Genomic DNA, 15,589 nt, shown 5'->3' on the forward strand with positions numbered 1-15,589 from the left:
CAGAAAAAAATGAGACACCATAAATTTTTAGTCCTTATTATTCTGATGATGAGTTTGTCATGTGCTTCATTCAGAAATAAAGAAATGGATCAGTTTTATAAAAAAATATGACGATCAATCTACAAGTGTAAGAATTCCTAAGTTATTGCTAAAAATGGTCAGTAAAGAAAAAGAATTAAAGCCATTTCTTAAATATATAAAACTACCCGTACTGTAGTGATTGAAAATGTGGGATCGCAAGTGATAACAGATTTGAATACTGCACTTAAAAAGACGGATATGAAGAATACATCAGCATAAACACTTCAGAAGAACAATTCGCTATCATGGCAATAGAAAGGAAGGATAAAATCACACACATTGTTATAAAGACAATAGAAGACGGAGAAATAAGTCTGATACAATCGCGTGTTAATATAGAATTAGAAGATTTCTCAAAGATGTTGAAACAACTGAATTAGTTAGAAGCCTGCTTTTAAGCGGGCTTTTTTAGTAAAAGTTCATTTTTGATTTTAGAATGTTTTTGTTTATTTATGATCATATTGGTAGCTTATTTATCCATTCTGTATTTTTATTTTAAAAATATAACATAAACAAAATGAAAATAAAATATGGGTGGTGTTTTAAAAATGATATTTTTGCAATCAAAAAACACATCCTTTGAAACATTTTTTATCACTTATTTTCTTCATTTTTTCGTGGAGCTCTTTTTCTTATGGGAGTCTTCAAAAAGATACCGATATCGCTTTGCAAGAAATAGTTCCCTTGCAGTTTGAGCAAACCAATCAGACTTCTCTGTTTCATTATTATGACAAACATGATGATACACATTGGTTTAAATATAAACTGTCGCTGAGCAGCAAAACATTCGATAATACTTACCGTTTCAAATATGAATTTTCAGGAATTGTCTTTGTTTGAAAAATACGGAGATAGTCTCTTATTTGTTGAACGAACAGGAAACAATTTCCGGTCATTAAAAGAAGAAACTACGCGTTTTAATCAGTTTAAAATTACCACAACTGCTTCAGAAATTTATCTGAGAGCCAAAATAAACAACTTTAGTCTTATTGATTTGGAAGTGGCGACGGTAGATGAATTCTATAAAAAAGAAAGCAAATCATTTTTATATTTAGGATTGTATTATGGGATTGTGATCATGTCCTTAATTTTCAACATCGTTTTTTATTTTGTATTTAAAGACAAGCGATTTATTACTTATTCTTTACTACTTTTTTCAGTAGCAATGATGTTTTTATATGAAGATGGCCTGTTTAGCTTTTTAACGACCAATCCGTGGCTGTTGAATAATTTTACGATGATTACTTCACCGGTTACTGCTCTTATTGCCTGTATATTTACTTATTACTTCTTAGAGTTAAAAAAATATGATGCGGCTTTTATCAGGAGAGTGTGCGGTGCTTTCTTTGTCTTTTTTATTTGCCTTACTTTTCTTTATTTTTCACAATAACATTCTTTTATCGGTCTGCAATATTTTTAATTTCATTGCCGCCTTATTATGTTGCCATGCCGCTATAAAACTTTTTAGAAAAGAAATACTGGCTCGTTTTCTTATCTTCACTTTGGGTATGGTACTGCTTTTCGGACTGCTCTATAATCTGCATCAATACGGGGTTTTAGAAGCAGCTATGTTTGGGAGAAATACCTTTAAACTGGCCAGTTCTTTTGAGATCATAACCATTAGTTTTGCCATCATTTACAAAATTAGAAAGGTAAGGGCAGAGAATACTCATTTTAAGACAGAAATCAAAAGATATATTCAGGAGCTTGAAACAGAAAAAAAAAAGTACAACCCATAAGCTCTGTTCCATCTGATACAGAGATTAGTCTTGCGATCTGGTAAAAAAATTCAATCTTACAGAAAGAGAATTACAGGTGCTGGAAGGAATCAATAACGGATTATCTAATCAGGAAATAGCGGCTCAATGTTTTTATCATTAAGTACCGTTAAATTTCATATCGGTAATCTGTATTCGAAACTGGATATTAAGAATAGAACTCAGGCAATTAAATTACTACATAGAAAATAGAAAAAGAGAAACTGTCCGGTTATTTAATAACAGAATTGATCCCATTTTTTTACTCCATAAACAGCGCTTTAGTGCTGTTTTTTTGTGTATTTACATAAATTTTATACAAAGAAATAGAGTTTTATATAAGGCAAAACACACTATTTTAATATGGAAAAATAAGATGTTTTTTTATGCTTTATTCCGGTACAAAAAACACAAATTCTGATATTCACAAGTTGGTATTTGCATCTATCCATTTGGGTAGTGGTTGTAACTTATTTATTTTCAGCATTTTATTTGTTTACAACTATACTTTGGTATAGTGTATTTTTTAACAAAAAAAGGTACGTTTGGTATTGAACTATACAAAAACTTCATTAACCATTTAACACTATTCAAAATGAGGAAATTCTATTCTCAGTATTCAGGACTCTTTTTCCTGATGTATCTGCTGTTGTTTTTCGCAAGTGAATCTGCAGCAAAGACGACCGTCTGTAACAGCGGTCTTTTGAACTCGGTTTTGTCCCGGCAATGTCACTGATAGCAATAATTCTACGATGACAAAGAACAATATCAACACTTATATTTTCAAAAATCAGAGTGTGCGAATCGTAAATAATCATTAATGAGAGAAAGTATGAAAAAATTTATTCATTATTATTGATAATCGTACTGATTCTCTCTAATACCATGTATGCACAGACAAGTACTGAACAATTTGAAACTGATCAAATGGTAGTACTAGCTTTACTGATAACGGTGTCATATTTAATATTATTTCTCACGCGAGTACATTTGATATTCAGGCTAATTATCCAGCTACTGGTGGAGCGGAACTAATATAGATAATCGGTACATTGACAATAGCCTTACACCTCAAAACGGAGCTTCATTTAGTATTAAAACAACTTCTAATCTGTTTAAAGTAAACAGATTTTGGGTGTATTTGTCAGATGCTAATTTAAATTTGAGCACTGCAGGAACTCTAACAATAACAGGAAAACTCAGTGGCGTAACAAAATTTACCCAAACCAAAACCACTGGTTTTAATACTTCCGTGGCAACAGCCAATGGCTATACCTTGATTGACCTGACCAATCTGAACGGACAGAATTACAGCAATATTATTATTGATCAATTGCAAATTACACTGGGTGGAGGATACACTTATGCCGCTCTTGATGCTTTTACCTGGGTTAAAGATTCTAATTTAGTGATAGATCTTGATACTCCAACAGTTACTTTGAGCAGTCAGACCAATGTAGCCTGTAATGGTAGTGCTACGGGAGCTGCCACAGTAAGTGTTTCGGGAGGAACTGCACCCTATACCTATTCATGGTCTCCTTCTGGTGGCACAGCAGCAACAGCAACCGGATTGGTTGCCGGAACTTACACAGTTACTGTGACAGATGCTACCAATAAAACAAAATCGCTACGGGTTACTATTACAGCCTGCTGCTTTAACAGCTACTACTTCATTAACAAACAATGGCATCATTAGGTAAAAAATGAGAGGTTTTATTTATGTAAACTTCTTTCATCGTTGACTTATTCCTTGATAATATTTCTTTTCTTTCCTGATTTTAAAATACAAAAGAGGATACAAAAGGGTTTCTATTAAATGTACGATCGGTGATAACAACCAGATGGCTATAAATAAATAATAATTAAAAAGCGGATTAGCATTTTTCTTTTCGAGGGATTTTTTAAGATCAGACGGGACCATATACGGAACATTTTGTTAGCTTTTTTATCCATAGAGACCAAAAAATGCCTTATTTCAACCGCATTATTACGCACCAGTTCTTTTTGCAATCCTTCGTAATAGTTTGCCATCAGATATGGTTTGATGAGATGACCGAATTTTTCGGCTGCTGTGATTTCTTGTTGGGAAACACGGGTAAAGGAAGAAAACCGTATGTTTTTCTTTTGATTCCGGAAAACATCCAGTCCACTACCGTAATAACACTGACCAGGTTGATGTTTCGGTCTGTCAATGCAATATTGCCTACTAATACAGCCTTATGAGCTGCCAGTAGCTTTTTTATTTTTTCTTGTGCAAATACCCACATATTTCTGCTGCCGCTTACGGTGATTACGGAGTATCTTTAAGCAACTGAGCAGCATAATTGCTTTTCAGAAACGAAATGACGGGTAGAGAAGGGGTAAGGTACCAAACTGATAATAAAACAGGATAAGATCGTATTTTTTGGATGTTATTTCCGGTTCCGGAGGTATGATTTGCTGAGGAATCTGCTGAAATGTTTCCGGAAAAACATTAAAAAAAGCCTCTGAATTCCACGGAAAAGGAAATTCCTGCTGCATTTTAATCTGATAGTATGTTACTTCTATTTCGTTGTCATTCAGAAAAGGCTTACAGATGGAATCTGCAATTTCTTTTAGCTGGCCTGATTGTGAATAATATAGTATCAATACGTTTTTCATCTTCCTCTTTTGCGAGTTGTAAAAGTATTACAATTTATTAAATTAGACCGGTATCTTTTTTTGGATTCGCTTATTTTATCTCTTAAAAACCGGGAAATATTTCCCATTTCTGTTATAGGATGAAAAACAAAACAGCTCCGTTAAACGTTTTTCAAAAATCAAAATAGTTAAACCACTGTAACGGATATTTTTTTACCATCTGTTCCACACTTTGTACATATGAATATAGTAATCCTTTCGCATCTCTGTGTTTAATCGTCTCTGACCTGCGGGCATATAAATGATAATGCAGATTTTTTTCTTTCATTACATATACATAGGCAACCGGAACTTTAAGGCGGGAAGCAATTAAAAACGGTCCTGCAGGAAAGTAGCTTCTCTTCCTAAAAATTTTTCAGACATGGTTTTAGATCCTTCAAAATAGCGGTCTCCGGTAAAGCAAATCAGTCCGTTGGCAGCCAATGCATTGTTGATTTCAAAAATATGGGACATATCTTCTTTTACAAAAATGAATTTCATCTGGGTTTTCCGGAAATACCTTCCATATATTTTTTTATAACCGAATGTTCCTGATCAGTCGTAACCAAATGGATTTGAAAATCCATATCGATATCCGCAAAGAATTTTTCCGCTACTTCAAAATTACCTACATGAGCACTGATGAGAATACCTCCTTTTTTTCGTGTAATAATTCTTTAAGTGTTTCTATACCGTCAAACTCATAGGTAAATTTTTCGCGCATTCCTGCAGAAATTGCCCGTTTTATCGATTAATACCTTTCCAAACGTAAAGTAACTCCCATAGACCATAAAAATGGATTTACATAGGAAAACCCCTGTCTTTTGTGCAGGTAATAAAAGATATCGCGGAAACTCTTGGGATAGAATATAAAATAATAAAAAGCTACAAAAATCAGCAGTCCGTAAGCTGCTCTGATTCGAGCTTTTTTATACTAAAAACAAATATTTTATATCCTAAAAGGGTTCCTTTAGACTTACCGTCCCACTGACTCATGTTACGATGCTTTTACCGTAATTTTATCCTCAATTACGTTATAGAAGTCTTGGAATGTATTAATTCCGACAAAGTCTGCTTCTCCTAATTTTACCCCAAAATTAGATTCAATAATTACTACCAGATCTACATAGTCAAGGCTATCCAGATCCAATGTTTCTTTTAAATTTTTTTCGTCGGAAATAAGTTCTGCATCGATTTCAAACTCTTCAACTAAAATATCATTTACCTTTTCAATGATTGCTTCCATCTTCATTTATGCTTTTATTTTATCTTTTTTACGATTATAGCAGAATTCGTGCCACCAACCCAAAAGAGTTGGACAAATATATGTCAAATTCTTTATTTATTGTTTTTAGTTGCAATATTTAACAATTTGCATCTTCATCAGGCTGTTCTAAATTGATGTTGGGCGCTATAAAAGAATGCTGCATCATCAACGTTGAATAAATAATTTCGCTGGCACCTGCCATCCAACATTCATGGCCAGTCATTGATTTGGTCGAACTCACGTACGGTCTTGATGCTCCGAATACTTCATGAATAGCTTTCGCTTCATTGGCATCTCCAACAGGAGTAGAGGTAGCATGAGCATTGATGTAGGCTATCTCTTCTGGTTTTAGTCGGCCTGTTTCAATGCTTTTTTCATAGCCGTTGCGGGACCTTCTACGTTGGGTGTGGAGATATGACCACCATTAGACGAAAATCCATACCCGACAATTTCTGCAATAATAGGAGCCCTCTCTTTACAGCCGATTCATAACTCTCGAGAATGATGGTTGCTCCGCCTCCGCTGGGAACTAATCCATCCGTGAGACATCAAAAGGCCGTGAAGCTTTTGCCGGCTCTTTTTCCTGAGGAGAAAAAACGCCTAATCCGTCAAAGCTCGCCATGGCATATTTATTAATTTCCTGAGCTCCACCACAAATCACAGTATCCTGTAAACCGTTTTTGATCATCATATAGCCAAACCAATAGCATGAGAACCACTTGCGCAAGCAGCACTGATGGTCATATTGATACCCGTAATATTGAGATAGTGGAGAGGTTCATGGTGATCGTGGAATTCATTGATTTGAAATAGCCCCGAACCAATCAAAGCCGTATCCTTTTTTTCACGCACAATATCGGTTGCATCAATGACAGCTTTTGAGACACTGTCATTTCCGTATATAAGTCCTATTTCATTTTTGTTAAAAAAGGCTTCATCTATACTGCATTTTTAAGTGCCTCCATTGTAGCCAGATATGCATATTCCGTTTCTTCACCAATGGTAATACGCTGACGGCGGTGCAGTACTTTTTTCAGATCGGGTACCGGAACCTTTCGGTTAAAGCAGACTGAAATCCGTATGGTTTTCTTTCAGGATCAAAAACAATTCCTGATTTTCCTTCGTATAATGATTGTTTTACTTCTTCAAGAGAAGTTCCAATACAGGAATAAATTCCCATTCGGTAATAACTACTCTGTTGTCCATACCTTAAGAATAAATACCTCCGTTTATATTTATGGTTTCGCCCGTAATATAGCCTGCTTTATCCGACGCCAGAAAAGCAACGAGATTCGCTACTTCTTCCGCTTCTCCAAATCGGTTGGCAGGTATCATTTTTATGAGTTCTTTTTCATCGAGATCCGCTGTCATATCGGTTCTTATAAAACCGGAGCTACAGCATTCACGGTTATTTTTCGTTTGGCAACTTCCTGAGCAAGGCTTTTGTAGCCGCAACAAGTGCTCCTTTGGCTGCTGAATAGTTGGTCTGGCCCGAGTTTTTTACTCGGAAACGGAAACCATGTTTATGATTCTGCCGTACTTGCTGCGCAGCATTTCCTGAATAAAGAAATTGGTCACGTTATAAAAACCATTTAATGTGATATCTATAACTGATTTCCAGTCCTCAGGCTGCATCCACATAAATAATCCGTCACGTGTGATTCCGGCATTGTTAACAATGACTTCCACAACCGCTGCGGATTGTTTTCTTTCAGGTATGCAATACCTTATTGACTGCTTCATGATCTGCTACATCAAATTTAAGTATTTCTGCAGTAGCTCCTAAAGCCTCTATTTCTGCCAATGTCTGCAACGCAGCTTCTTTATTGGACTGATAATTTATGAGTATATGGTAGGCATTCTCCGATGCCAGTTTTAAACAAATTGCTTTTCCTATTCCTCTTGAACCTCCGGTAACTAAGCACACTTCATTGATTGTCATTTATTTATAGTATAAACACGAATTTAAATTAAATTATGTTTATTAATTTATGGCTTGCATTAAATATTCTTTTACTTTTTGTACATAAGGATACATGATCTGATCTTCACTGAAGGTTGCCACGATACGGCGTATGTTGTCGTATTCTTTTTTAGAAGATTGTGACAGTTTAGCCGTTATCTCCAGTGCATCTATTGCCTGTGCAATGGTTATGTATTCTATGGCCAATACTTCAAAAGCATTTTCTATTACTTTACTGCACATAAGGGCTGCATTGGTACCCATGCTTACAATATCCTGATTGTCGTTGTTATTCGGTATGCTGTGTACATACATGGAAGTGGATAATGCCTGATTTTCTGCTGTAGTAGAAGTAGCAGTAAACTGTACCCTGCATTCCAAAATTAAATCCGAGTTTTCCTAAATTAACAAACGGAGGTAATAGTTCATTTATTTTGGCATTGAGCAAATAATTGAGCTGACGCTCTGCCAGCATGCTCAGTTTTGTAATCACCAGTTTCAGTTTATCCATTTCCAGTGCAACATAATCTCCGTGAAAATTACCACCATGGTATACCTGCTGTGTTGCAACATCAATGATTGGGTTGTCATTGGCAGAGTTGATTTCATTTTCAAGAATGGTACCAACATTTCTATGGTATCGGAAATAGGTCCCAATATCTGAGGAATACAGCGAATGGAATAATATTCCTGTACTTTTTCTTTAAATACCTCTTCTTTATTGGTACCGCTGTATAAGTGATCGGCTCTTTTGCGCACCAGTTGACTATCTGCAGATGGGTCTCATTTCGCAGCGATTTTTTGCTGTCCTTTATGAAGCTTTGTATGGTTCAGGGTTTCTGACAAATGGTCGTCATACGCCTGTACCAGTTCATTAATCATACAAGAAGCTTTTACAGCATAATCCAATAAGGTTTCTGCCTGGCGCACATTTACAATACCAATCCCCGTCATCACCGATGTACCGTTCATAAGTCCGATGCTTCTCTTATTTTTACTTCAATCGGCTTTAGATTTTCAATAGCAAATACTTCCTGTGTGCTTTTGCGTTCCCCTTTATAAAACACTTCACCTTCACCGATCAATACCAGAGCAAGATGAGCCAATTGTACCAGATCACCACTTGCACCAACGCCTCCATGAGAAAAATCAACGGTGTGATGTCTCTGTTGATCAATTCTTTCATCAGTTCTATCACGGATATATGAATGCGGAATTACCTCTGGATAAAGTGTTTAAACGAGCCAGAATTGCCGCTTTTGTATGCAATGCTGACAAAGGCTGTCCCGTACCTGAAGAATGGCTTTGATCAGGTTGAACTGTAATTGCAGGCAATCTTCTTCTTTTATGCGATATTGAGCATTGGTCCGAAACCTGTATTGACACCATAAATGACTTTATTGGATGAAAAGTCTCTTAAAAACTCAAACTTTCAATCACGCGTCTGGTTACTTCAGGATGGACTTCAATCTGCTTATTTTCAAAAATGATTTTGAAAATTCACTCAGCGTTAAATATTCATTGATAATGTTCATTATCGGCTAAAAGATAAATTAATAAATAGAAAATATGGCAAATAGTTAATAACTTTGACCCTATAATTTTCAGCAAATTTAATCTTTTTAAAATTATATGATATGATGACCACAGAAAATGTTGATGTGTTGATAATCGGTGCGGCCCGTCCGGAAGTGTGGCTGCGGATACCTGCATAAAAGAATATAAATATAAAGATTGTTGAAAAAACGAAATTTCCGCGTATCGTGGTAGGCGAAAGTTTGATTCCAGGGTGATGGATCATTTCGATGAAGCGGTTTATTTGAAAAACTGGATACTACCGATTTGAAAAAAAATTAGGTGCTCGGTTTATCCGAGGAGAAGAAATATGCATTTTTGATTTCAGTAAGAAATTCGGAAAAGGATGGGACTGGACCTGGCAGGTACCCCGTGCCGATTTTGATAAAGCCATTACAGATGAACTACAAAATAAAGGTGTTGACATCGAATTTGAAAGTGAAGTAATCGAAGTAGTATTTGAAGGTACGCGTTCAAAAACTACGATCCGTACAAAAGAAGGTGCTCTAAAAATCATTGAAGCTGAGTTTCTAATTGACGCCAGCGGTTACGGAAGGGTTTTACCCCGATTAATGGATTTGGATGAACCTTCGAAACTCAATCCTCATTCGGCTATTTTTACGCATATAAAAGATGTTAACCGACCGGCAGGTGAGGAGGGAACCCTTATTTCTTTTGATATTCTGGAAACAGAAGTGTGGTTATGGGTCATCCCTTTTTCAAATGGCAATACCAGTGTAGGTATTGTCGGTCCTACGGATTTTATCAATGCTCTTTCAACAGATGAAAATACTACAGAAGCACTTCAAAATGCAATTTCAAAATCAGATTATTATATCAAACGTTTTGGAAGCCTTCCGTTTCTTTTTGAACCTAAAAAATTGACCAATTATTCCGTTGCTGTGAAACAAATGTATGGTGAAGGTTTTGTAATGACCGGAAACAGTACGGAATTTTTAGATCCTGTATTTTCTTCAGGTGTCTGTTTTGCTACCGAATCGGGCATACTGGCTGCTAAACTGGCATTCCGACAACTGCATGGAGAAATGGTGAACTGGGAAACGGAATATGCCGATTATATGAAAGAAGGCATTAGTGTTTTTACAACGTATGTAAAAGAATGGTATACAGGAAATTTGCAGGAACTTTTCTACCATCAGCCTGAAAACCCTGATGTAAAAGAAAAAATATGCGCCGTACTTGCGGTTATGTGTGGAATAAAGAAAATCCTTTTGTTCTAAAACACGATAAAGTGATAAAGAATATGGCACATCTGATACAACTGGAAAAAGAAAATAAAACCGATTGAGTACCATCGGTTTTTATTTTTACTTTAGTAAAATTAAAAAATGTATTTTTGGCTGTACCTATAATTACAGTCATTTATGAAACAGATCTGTATAATTGTTCCTGTTTATAACGAAGAATTAAGTATTGATACCTTTTTTAATACGTTTTTGAAATTTAACGAAGCTTTAGTGAATAAAGGATACTCTGCAAGCGTTTTATTTGTCGATGATGGAAGTAAAGATAAAACACAACCATTCTAAACCACTTGATTACTGAGCATACAAATTGTAAAGCATTAATTTTTTCGAGAAATTTTGGGAAAGAAGCAGCTTTATTTGCCGGGTGGAACATGCCGAAGGTGATTTAATGATTCCTATGGATGTTGATTTGCAGGATCCTTTTGAATTGATTTTTGAAATGCTTACCGCTTACGAAAAAGGGGCAGATGTAGTTTTGGCAAGGAGAGCCAACAGAGAAACCGATACCGTTGTAAAAAGATTTTCGGCACAATGGTTTTACAGGTTGAACAATAAAATGTCGACCTTAAAACTGGAAGAAAATGTAGGCGATTTCAGATTAATGACCCGCAAGGTTGTAAATGAAATTGTGAGTTTACAGGAAAACCAGCTTTTTATGAAAGGATTAATGAGCTGGGTTGGTTTTGAAACCACTGTAGTAAATTACAGCAGACCAGGCCGTACAGAAGGTAAAACCAAGTTCAACTACATTAAATTATGGAATTGGCTGTACAGGGAATCACGTCTTTTTCAACCCTGCCTTTAAAAGTCTGGACGTATTTTGGAAGTTTTATTGCCTTTATATCATTCTTATACGGACTAAAAATTATTATTGAAAAACTCTTTTTCGGAATAAACGCGTCGGGTTATGCATCGTTAATGGTTGCCATACTCTTTTTTGGAGGTGTTCAACTAATTGGTATCGGTTTTAGGCGAATATTTAGGAAGAACATACTTAGAAAGCAAACGCAGACCACGTTATATTATAAAACATAAAATCGATAAAAAACATGAATGATTATTTATCTAAACCGTTTTCAGAATCCATTCAAATTCTTAAAAATAATAAAACCTATATACTATCAATAGTAGCACTTGCCATTTTATATGTTTTACCAATTGTTTTAGCTAATACGCATTATATAGACGATTTAAACAGAACGGTTGCAGGATATAACTGGGATCATGACGGACGGTTTGTAAGTTCAAAAATAATGCATTTATTATCTTTCCAAAAGGAAGTTGTGTACAGTTTGTATCCGTTTTCAAACATGATTAGCGCGGTTATTTTGGCGTTGTCGGGCTTTATAATTTCGTATTCTGTAGGTGTTCGCAATAAATTAATGCTTTTTATGGTAGTTTTCTGCTGTTGACCTGTCCGTTTTTATTGGAAATACTATATTATATAGGTTCGATTGCATCCCGATCAGCTTATCTATATTGAGCATTGCCGTTCCGTTTTTATTTTATAATAATAAAAAGATCTTTTTTGCGGTATCAGTTATAAGTGTGTTTTTATGTTTATTTAGGGTTGTATCAAACCTCAGCATTGTCATATTGCATCATATTGTGTTTTCTTTTGCTGAAAGAGGTTTGGAACAATCAATTTAAAACGGCAATAATGAGCTTACTTATTGCCTCCAGCGCATTCATAATCGGTTTTTTTAGTTATAAAATAGTTTTAAAATGGTTAGAATTTAAACTTGCTGCAAGATAGAAGAGCTGATTTTATCTTTACTGATGATAATTTTAAAATGCTATTGGAAGAACGTTTTTACAGCATGCTTGATTTGGTAAAACTTTTAATGTTGTCTTCTACCGATTTGTTTTTTATATCCTGCTTTTTTTTAGTGTTTTAAGTATCGTTATTTACTTTAAAAATAATTTTAAAGCGCTGTTTAATAAATCTTTACTCATAAAAGTAAGTATTACTCTTTTTTAATTTTTTGTATTTTAATATTTATGGCAGGTGTAAATATGTTTGTATATGAGCCACGCTGGGTTCCACGTGCAATGATTGGTTGGGCAGTAGGTATTTACGGACTCTATTTTGCAATTTCATTAAATAGTAATTATAAAAATATTATGGCTGTAATTTCATTTATACCGTTTATTTATTATTCTTTTTTAATGTCGTCACAATTGGCTATTTACTTAAAAAATCAAGATGATTTTTCCGATTACATCATCAATCTTCTATCTCCTAAATTGTTTGAGCATGGTAAGCAAAAGTAATTATAAACGGAGTAAACAAAACAGCACACCGAAACATCACGATTAATTTCAGCACCATGCCGCTTATTTACCAACTGGCACCGATATATGAAAATAATGGTTGGGTTGGGGAATTATCAGACTGAATAAATTTGATAATATATCAAGTGAATATATTGGAGGGCAGGAACGTTTAGATGTTCTTGCTAAGATGAAAGAATTTCCTATTATAGATCAAAACGTCTATTATACACTAAGAATTAAAGACGGTATCGCTATTGTTGATTTTGATAAAAATGAGTAAATACATATCAAATGAATTTATGTATAAGTTGGTTGTGTAAAATTTTTATGACAAAAACGCAAGGTTTAAAATACTTGAAGTCCAAAAAAACCGTTACTGAGTAACGGTTTTTTTTTTATTATTTATTCGCTTTTTTAAGATCTGCTGCGAGTATTTTAGCAAGTTTAGCATAACCTTCAGATATACGGTATCCACTGTTATAATCAGTACCCATAGTACCGTTACCTTCTACTTTTTGAATACTCGCTTTGTAAAGAATGTCAGCAGGGTTATTTTTATCATACACTGTAATTGTTGCATTGATTTTTGCAGGTTGTCTCATAACGCCCACATTATATCCGGATAGATCCAGGTAGTTGTAATCAGCATTTCATGAGTGGCAGAGGATAAATTTTTATCTGCCTTAATAGAGCCATTGTCAAAACGCTTGTTAAACGATTCAATAAATTTAGGTTCATATCTATTGTTACGATCCGCAAACCAGGATTGTTTAAATTCTTCATGCGTTCCGTTTTCTCTCTTTTTGCCATTTTATCTTTCAAAAATGCTTCTTCTGTTTCAAACTTATCCACTTTCAGATTCGAGTAATCAAATACCAGATTATAAGACTTAATACCTTTTAGATTGTTTATAGAACCCTGTTCGGTCTTTAGTTTCTGTGAAAATACGTTCACTGTAAAAGAACCAACACTAATAATAATACATTTGTTTTCATATATAGTTTTTTAAAGACCTCAAAATTAACCAACAAAATGAATTATTACCTTTAAATTTTAACATTGTTCATTATTATCGTTATGTTACTTGTATTCAATACATTAAGAAATTAATTTAATTGTTGAAAACTTTAAATAAATAAAACAACTTTTTTTTGAAATACAGATAATAATTACAATACAAGAATTGGAAAGACAAAAGCAAGAGAAGTTTAAAAATCCTCAGAATATTATCAAACAATTTTAAGTACTTATCAACATCACTTGGTCCCTAAACTTTTCAGTTCATAACATTAACTTAACCTTAACGCAATGTTGATATAATATAAAAGGTATTTAATTTTCAATCAGTTATAATTTGATATAGTGTTGATAAGTATTCATAAGTCAATAAACAAAGCGTATTCAAAAAACTTATGCTAACAATTAACAAGCAATATAAAGAAGAAATCTTTTTTTAAATTTTTAAAATCTTTTTTCTTTATTATAAAGATGTTGATAACAACTTATGTTTGATTTAGGGCATAAAATGGGTATCATATACTATTGTATTGATTTTCAAATAATTAGTTTAAAATTTTATTTATTTTTTAGTATTTCCTTTTTATTTTCTGTTTACCTTTGTAGATATTTTTTTATAATGGTACTATTTAATTACGAAACTGAATTTCAGTTAGCGTCTGAATCCAAATATGAAAACTGGATTGATGCTGTTGTGGAGTCAGAAAACAAAATATCTGGTGAGATCAATTATATCTTTTGCGATGACGCCTATCTTCATAAAATTAATGTAGAATATCTGAATCATGATGATTATACTGATATCATCAGTTTTGATTATACAATAGGAAATCTTATATCAGGTGATATTTTTATCTCATTAGAAAGAGTACAAGAGAATGCAAAAGAATTCGAGGTATCATTTGAAGAAGAATTATTACGAGTTATGGCTCATGGTGTATTGCACTATTGCGGATACAAAGATAAATCTGTAGAAGAAGCAGCCTTAATGCGCTCAAAAGAAGAAGAGAAAATGCAGATGTTTCACGTGGAACAATAGCATACTTTCTTGAAAAATTAATTTAATGTTTCACGTGGAACAATGAGTATGTTTGATGTATATGATGTTATAGTTGTTGGTGCTGGTCATGCCGGATCTGAGGCAGCCGCAGCGCAGCTAATATGGGAATGAAAACTCTTTTGGTTACAATGAGTTTACAAAATATTGCCCAAATGTCTTGCAATCCTGCAATGGGTGGAATTGCTAAAGGACAGATAGTAAGAGAAATTGATGCTTTGGGAGGATACTCCGGAATTGTTTCTGATAATACTGCCATTCAGTTTAAGATGCTGAACAAATCTAAAGGACCTGCTATGTGGTCACCAAGAGTTCAGAGTGATCGAATGCGCTTTGCTGAAACATGGAGAATCATGTTGGAAAATACTCAAATCTCGATTTTTATCAGGAAATGATTTCAAGCGTTTTGGTAGAAAACCATAAAGTAGTTGGTGTAAAAACCAATCGGGGATAGAGATAAAAGCAAAGACAATTGTACTGACCAATGGAACTTTTCTAAATGGTTTGATTATATTGGAGAAAAACAATTTGGTGGTGGCCGAGCAGGTGAGGGGGCTTCATTTGGTATTACTGAAGATCTGTTGAAAATAGGTTTTGAAGCTGGTCGTATGAAGACAGGAACTCCGCCGCGTGTAGATGGGAGAAGCCTTGATTATTCAAAAATGGAAA

The 15,589-nt window shown here is 34.3% G+C and carries 22 protein-coding genes and 8 pseudogenes; 19 read left to right on the forward strand and 11 right to left on the reverse strand.

Annotated features, from left to right (window positions below; genetic code table 11):
- Positions 1-114: 114 nt before the first annotated feature.
- Positions 115-240: a hypothetical protein gene (locus QW060_RS27190; RefSeq protein ID WP_290365619.1), complete on the reverse strand. Its 126-nt coding sequence runs from the start codon at positions 238-240 to the stop codon at positions 115-117.
- Positions 241-326: 86 nt separating this feature from the next.
- On the opposite strand from QW060_RS27190, the gene QW060_RS27195 reads away from it, so the two are divergent.
- From QW060_RS27195 to QW060_RS27220, 6 genes and pseudogenes are all read left to right on the forward strand, one after another.
- A complete protein-coding gene (locus QW060_RS27195) occupies positions 327-461 on the forward strand; it encodes a hypothetical protein (protein ID WP_290365620.1) in 135 nt (44 codons plus the stop codon).
- 199 nt (positions 462-660) lie between these two features.
- Positions 661-921: a hypothetical protein gene (locus QW060_RS27200; protein ID WP_290365621.1), complete on the forward strand. Its 261-nt coding sequence runs from the start codon at positions 661-663 to the stop codon at positions 919-921.
- Positions 893-1,471, forward strand: a complete 579-nt coding sequence (locus QW060_RS27205) for a 7TM diverse intracellular signaling domain-containing protein (RefSeq protein WP_290365622.1) — start codon at positions 893-895, stop codon at positions 1,469-1,471. Before QW060_RS27200 ends, QW060_RS27205 begins: the two co-directional genes overlap by 29 nt.
- Positions 1,389-1,820: a 7TM diverse intracellular signaling domain-containing protein gene (locus QW060_RS27210; protein WP_290365623.1), complete on the forward strand. Its 432-nt coding sequence runs from the start codon at positions 1,389-1,391 to the stop codon at positions 1,818-1,820. Before QW060_RS27205 ends, QW060_RS27210 begins: the two co-directional genes overlap by 83 nt.
- A 76-nt stretch (positions 1,821-1,896) precedes the next feature.
- A pseudogene (locus tag QW060_RS27215) lies at positions 1,897-2,051 on the forward strand (helix-turn-helix transcriptional regulator).
- A gap of 173 nt (positions 2,052-2,224) precedes the next feature.
- Positions 2,225-2,356, forward strand: coding sequence for a hypothetical protein (locus QW060_RS27220; protein WP_290365624.1), 132 nt, complete (start codon positions 2,225-2,227; stop codon positions 2,354-2,356).
- A gap of 72 nt (positions 2,357-2,428) precedes the next feature.
- Here the strand turns inward: QW060_RS27220 and QW060_RS27225 are convergent, their stop codons facing one another.
- Complete coding sequence (locus QW060_RS27225; protein WP_290365625.1) at positions 2,429-2,656, reverse strand: hypothetical protein; 228 nt, start codon at positions 2,654-2,656, stop codon at positions 2,429-2,431.
- A gap of 37 nt (positions 2,657-2,693) precedes the next feature.
- Here QW060_RS27225 and QW060_RS27230 point away from each other — a divergent pair, with 37 nt between their 5' ends.
- Complete coding sequence (locus QW060_RS27230; protein ID WP_290365626.1) at positions 2,694-2,873, forward strand: hypothetical protein; 180 nt, start codon at positions 2,694-2,696, stop codon at positions 2,871-2,873.
- A 100-nt stretch (positions 2,874-2,973) separates the two neighbouring features.
- Positions 2,974-3,534, forward strand: coding sequence for a SprB repeat-containing protein (locus QW060_RS27235; protein ID WP_290365627.1), 561 nt, complete (start codon positions 2,974-2,976; stop codon positions 3,532-3,534).
- A gap of 36 nt (positions 3,535-3,570) precedes the next feature.
- Here the strand turns inward: QW060_RS27235 and QW060_RS27240 are convergent.
- From QW060_RS27240 to QW060_RS27270, 7 genes and pseudogenes are all read right to left on the reverse strand, one after another.
- Positions 3,571-4,478: pseudogene (locus QW060_RS27240) on the reverse strand (dialkylrecorsinol condensing enzyme DarA).
- A gap of 151 nt (positions 4,479-4,629) precedes the next feature.
- A pseudogene (locus QW060_RS27245) lies at positions 4,630-5,492 on the reverse strand (LpxL/LpxP family acyltransferase).
- A 1-nt stretch (position 5,493) separates the two neighbouring features.
- Positions 5,494-5,748, reverse strand: a complete 255-nt coding sequence (locus QW060_RS27250) for a phosphopantetheine-binding protein (protein WP_290364473.1) — start codon at positions 5,746-5,748, stop codon at positions 5,494-5,496.
- An 8-nt stretch (positions 5,749-5,756) separates the two neighbouring features.
- Positions 5,757-6,969 (reverse strand): annotated as a pseudogene (locus QW060_RS27255) (beta-ketoacyl-[acyl-carrier-protein] synthase family protein).
- Between the two features lie 3 nt (positions 6,970-6,972).
- Positions 6,973-7,506 (reverse strand): annotated as a pseudogene (locus tag QW060_RS27260) (SDR family oxidoreductase).
- Positions 7,475-7,705, reverse strand: a complete 231-nt coding sequence (locus QW060_RS27265) for an SDR family NAD(P)-dependent oxidoreductase (RefSeq protein ID WP_290365628.1) — start codon at positions 7,703-7,705, stop codon at positions 7,475-7,477. The pseudogene QW060_RS27260 and the gene QW060_RS27265 overlap by 32 nt, the downstream one beginning before the upstream one ends.
- A gap of 42 nt (positions 7,706-7,747) precedes the next feature.
- Positions 7,748-9,261 (reverse strand): annotated as a pseudogene (locus QW060_RS27270) (HAL/PAL/TAL family ammonia-lyase).
- A gap of 105 nt (positions 9,262-9,366) precedes the next feature.
- Here QW060_RS27270 and QW060_RS27275 point away from each other — a divergent pair.
- The 9 genes and pseudogenes from QW060_RS27275 (at position 9,367) to QW060_RS27315 (ending at position 13,126) form a co-directional block, all read left to right on the forward strand.
- Positions 9,367-10,610 (forward strand): annotated as a pseudogene (locus QW060_RS27275) (NAD(P)/FAD-dependent oxidoreductase).
- 76 nt (positions 10,611-10,686) lie between these two features.
- On the forward strand, positions 10,687-10,851 hold the full coding sequence (locus QW060_RS27280; protein ID WP_290365629.1) for a glycosyltransferase: 165 nt from the start codon (positions 10,687-10,689) through the stop codon (positions 10,849-10,851).
- 82 nt (positions 10,852-10,933) lie between these two features.
- Positions 10,934-11,374, forward strand: a complete 441-nt coding sequence (locus QW060_RS27285) for a glycosyltransferase (RefSeq protein ID WP_290365630.1) — start codon at positions 10,934-10,936, stop codon at positions 11,372-11,374.
- Entirely contained in the window at positions 11,326-11,604 is a 279-nt protein-coding gene (locus QW060_RS27290) for a hypothetical protein (protein ID WP_290365631.1), read from the forward strand. Before QW060_RS27285 ends, QW060_RS27290 begins: the two co-directional genes overlap by 49 nt.
- Before the next feature lie 14 nt (positions 11,605-11,618).
- A complete protein-coding gene (locus QW060_RS27295; RefSeq protein ID WP_290365632.1) occupies positions 11,619-11,981 on the forward strand; it encodes a glucosyltransferase domain-containing protein in 363 nt (120 codons plus the stop codon).
- A gap of 176 nt (positions 11,982-12,157) precedes the next feature.
- A complete protein-coding gene (locus QW060_RS27300) occupies positions 12,158-12,325 on the forward strand; it encodes a hypothetical protein (RefSeq protein ID WP_290365633.1) in 168 nt (55 codons plus the stop codon).
- Positions 12,312-12,467 carry a hypothetical protein gene (locus tag QW060_RS27305; protein ID WP_290365634.1) on the forward strand — a complete coding sequence of 52 codons (156 nt, stop codon included), beginning with the start codon at positions 12,312-12,314 and terminating at the stop codon, positions 12,465-12,467. Before QW060_RS27300 ends, QW060_RS27305 begins: the two co-directional genes overlap by 14 nt.
- 103 nt (positions 12,468-12,570) lie before the next feature.
- On the forward strand, positions 12,571-12,843 hold the full coding sequence (locus tag QW060_RS27310; protein ID WP_290365635.1) for a hypothetical protein: 273 nt from the start codon (positions 12,571-12,573) through the stop codon (positions 12,841-12,843).
- 100 nt (positions 12,844-12,943) lie between these two features.
- A complete protein-coding gene (locus QW060_RS27315) occupies positions 12,944-13,126 on the forward strand; it encodes a hypothetical protein (RefSeq protein ID WP_290365636.1) in 183 nt (60 codons plus the stop codon).
- A gap of 118 nt (positions 13,127-13,244) precedes the next feature.
- On the opposite strand, the gene QW060_RS27320 is transcribed toward QW060_RS27315, so the two are convergent.
- Both QW060_RS27320 and QW060_RS27325 read right to left on the reverse strand, forming a co-directional pair.
- Positions 13,245-13,448 carry a hypothetical protein gene (locus QW060_RS27320; protein WP_290365637.1) on the reverse strand — a complete coding sequence of 68 codons (204 nt, stop codon included), beginning with the start codon at positions 13,446-13,448 and terminating at the stop codon, positions 13,245-13,247.
- Positions 13,449-13,488: 40 nt separating this feature from the next.
- The gene (locus QW060_RS27325; protein ID WP_290365638.1) at positions 13,489-13,800 is read right to left on the reverse strand and encodes a hypothetical protein; all 312 of its coding nucleotides are present in this window, start codon (positions 13,798-13,800) and stop codon (positions 13,489-13,491) included.
- 682 nt (positions 13,801-14,482) lie between these two features.
- Here QW060_RS27325 and ybeY point away from each other — a divergent pair.
- Both ybeY and QW060_RS27335 read left to right on the forward strand, forming a co-directional pair.
- Positions 14,483-14,902, forward strand: a complete 420-nt coding sequence (ybeY, locus tag QW060_RS27330) for an rRNA maturation RNase YbeY (protein ID WP_290364480.1) — start codon at positions 14,483-14,485, stop codon at positions 14,900-14,902.
- Between the two features lie 149 nt (positions 14,903-15,051).
- A pseudogene (locus QW060_RS27335) lies at positions 15,052-15,589 on the forward strand (FAD-dependent oxidoreductase); the annotation flags it as partial.

The organism is Paenimyroides ceti (genome assembly GCF_030409925.1).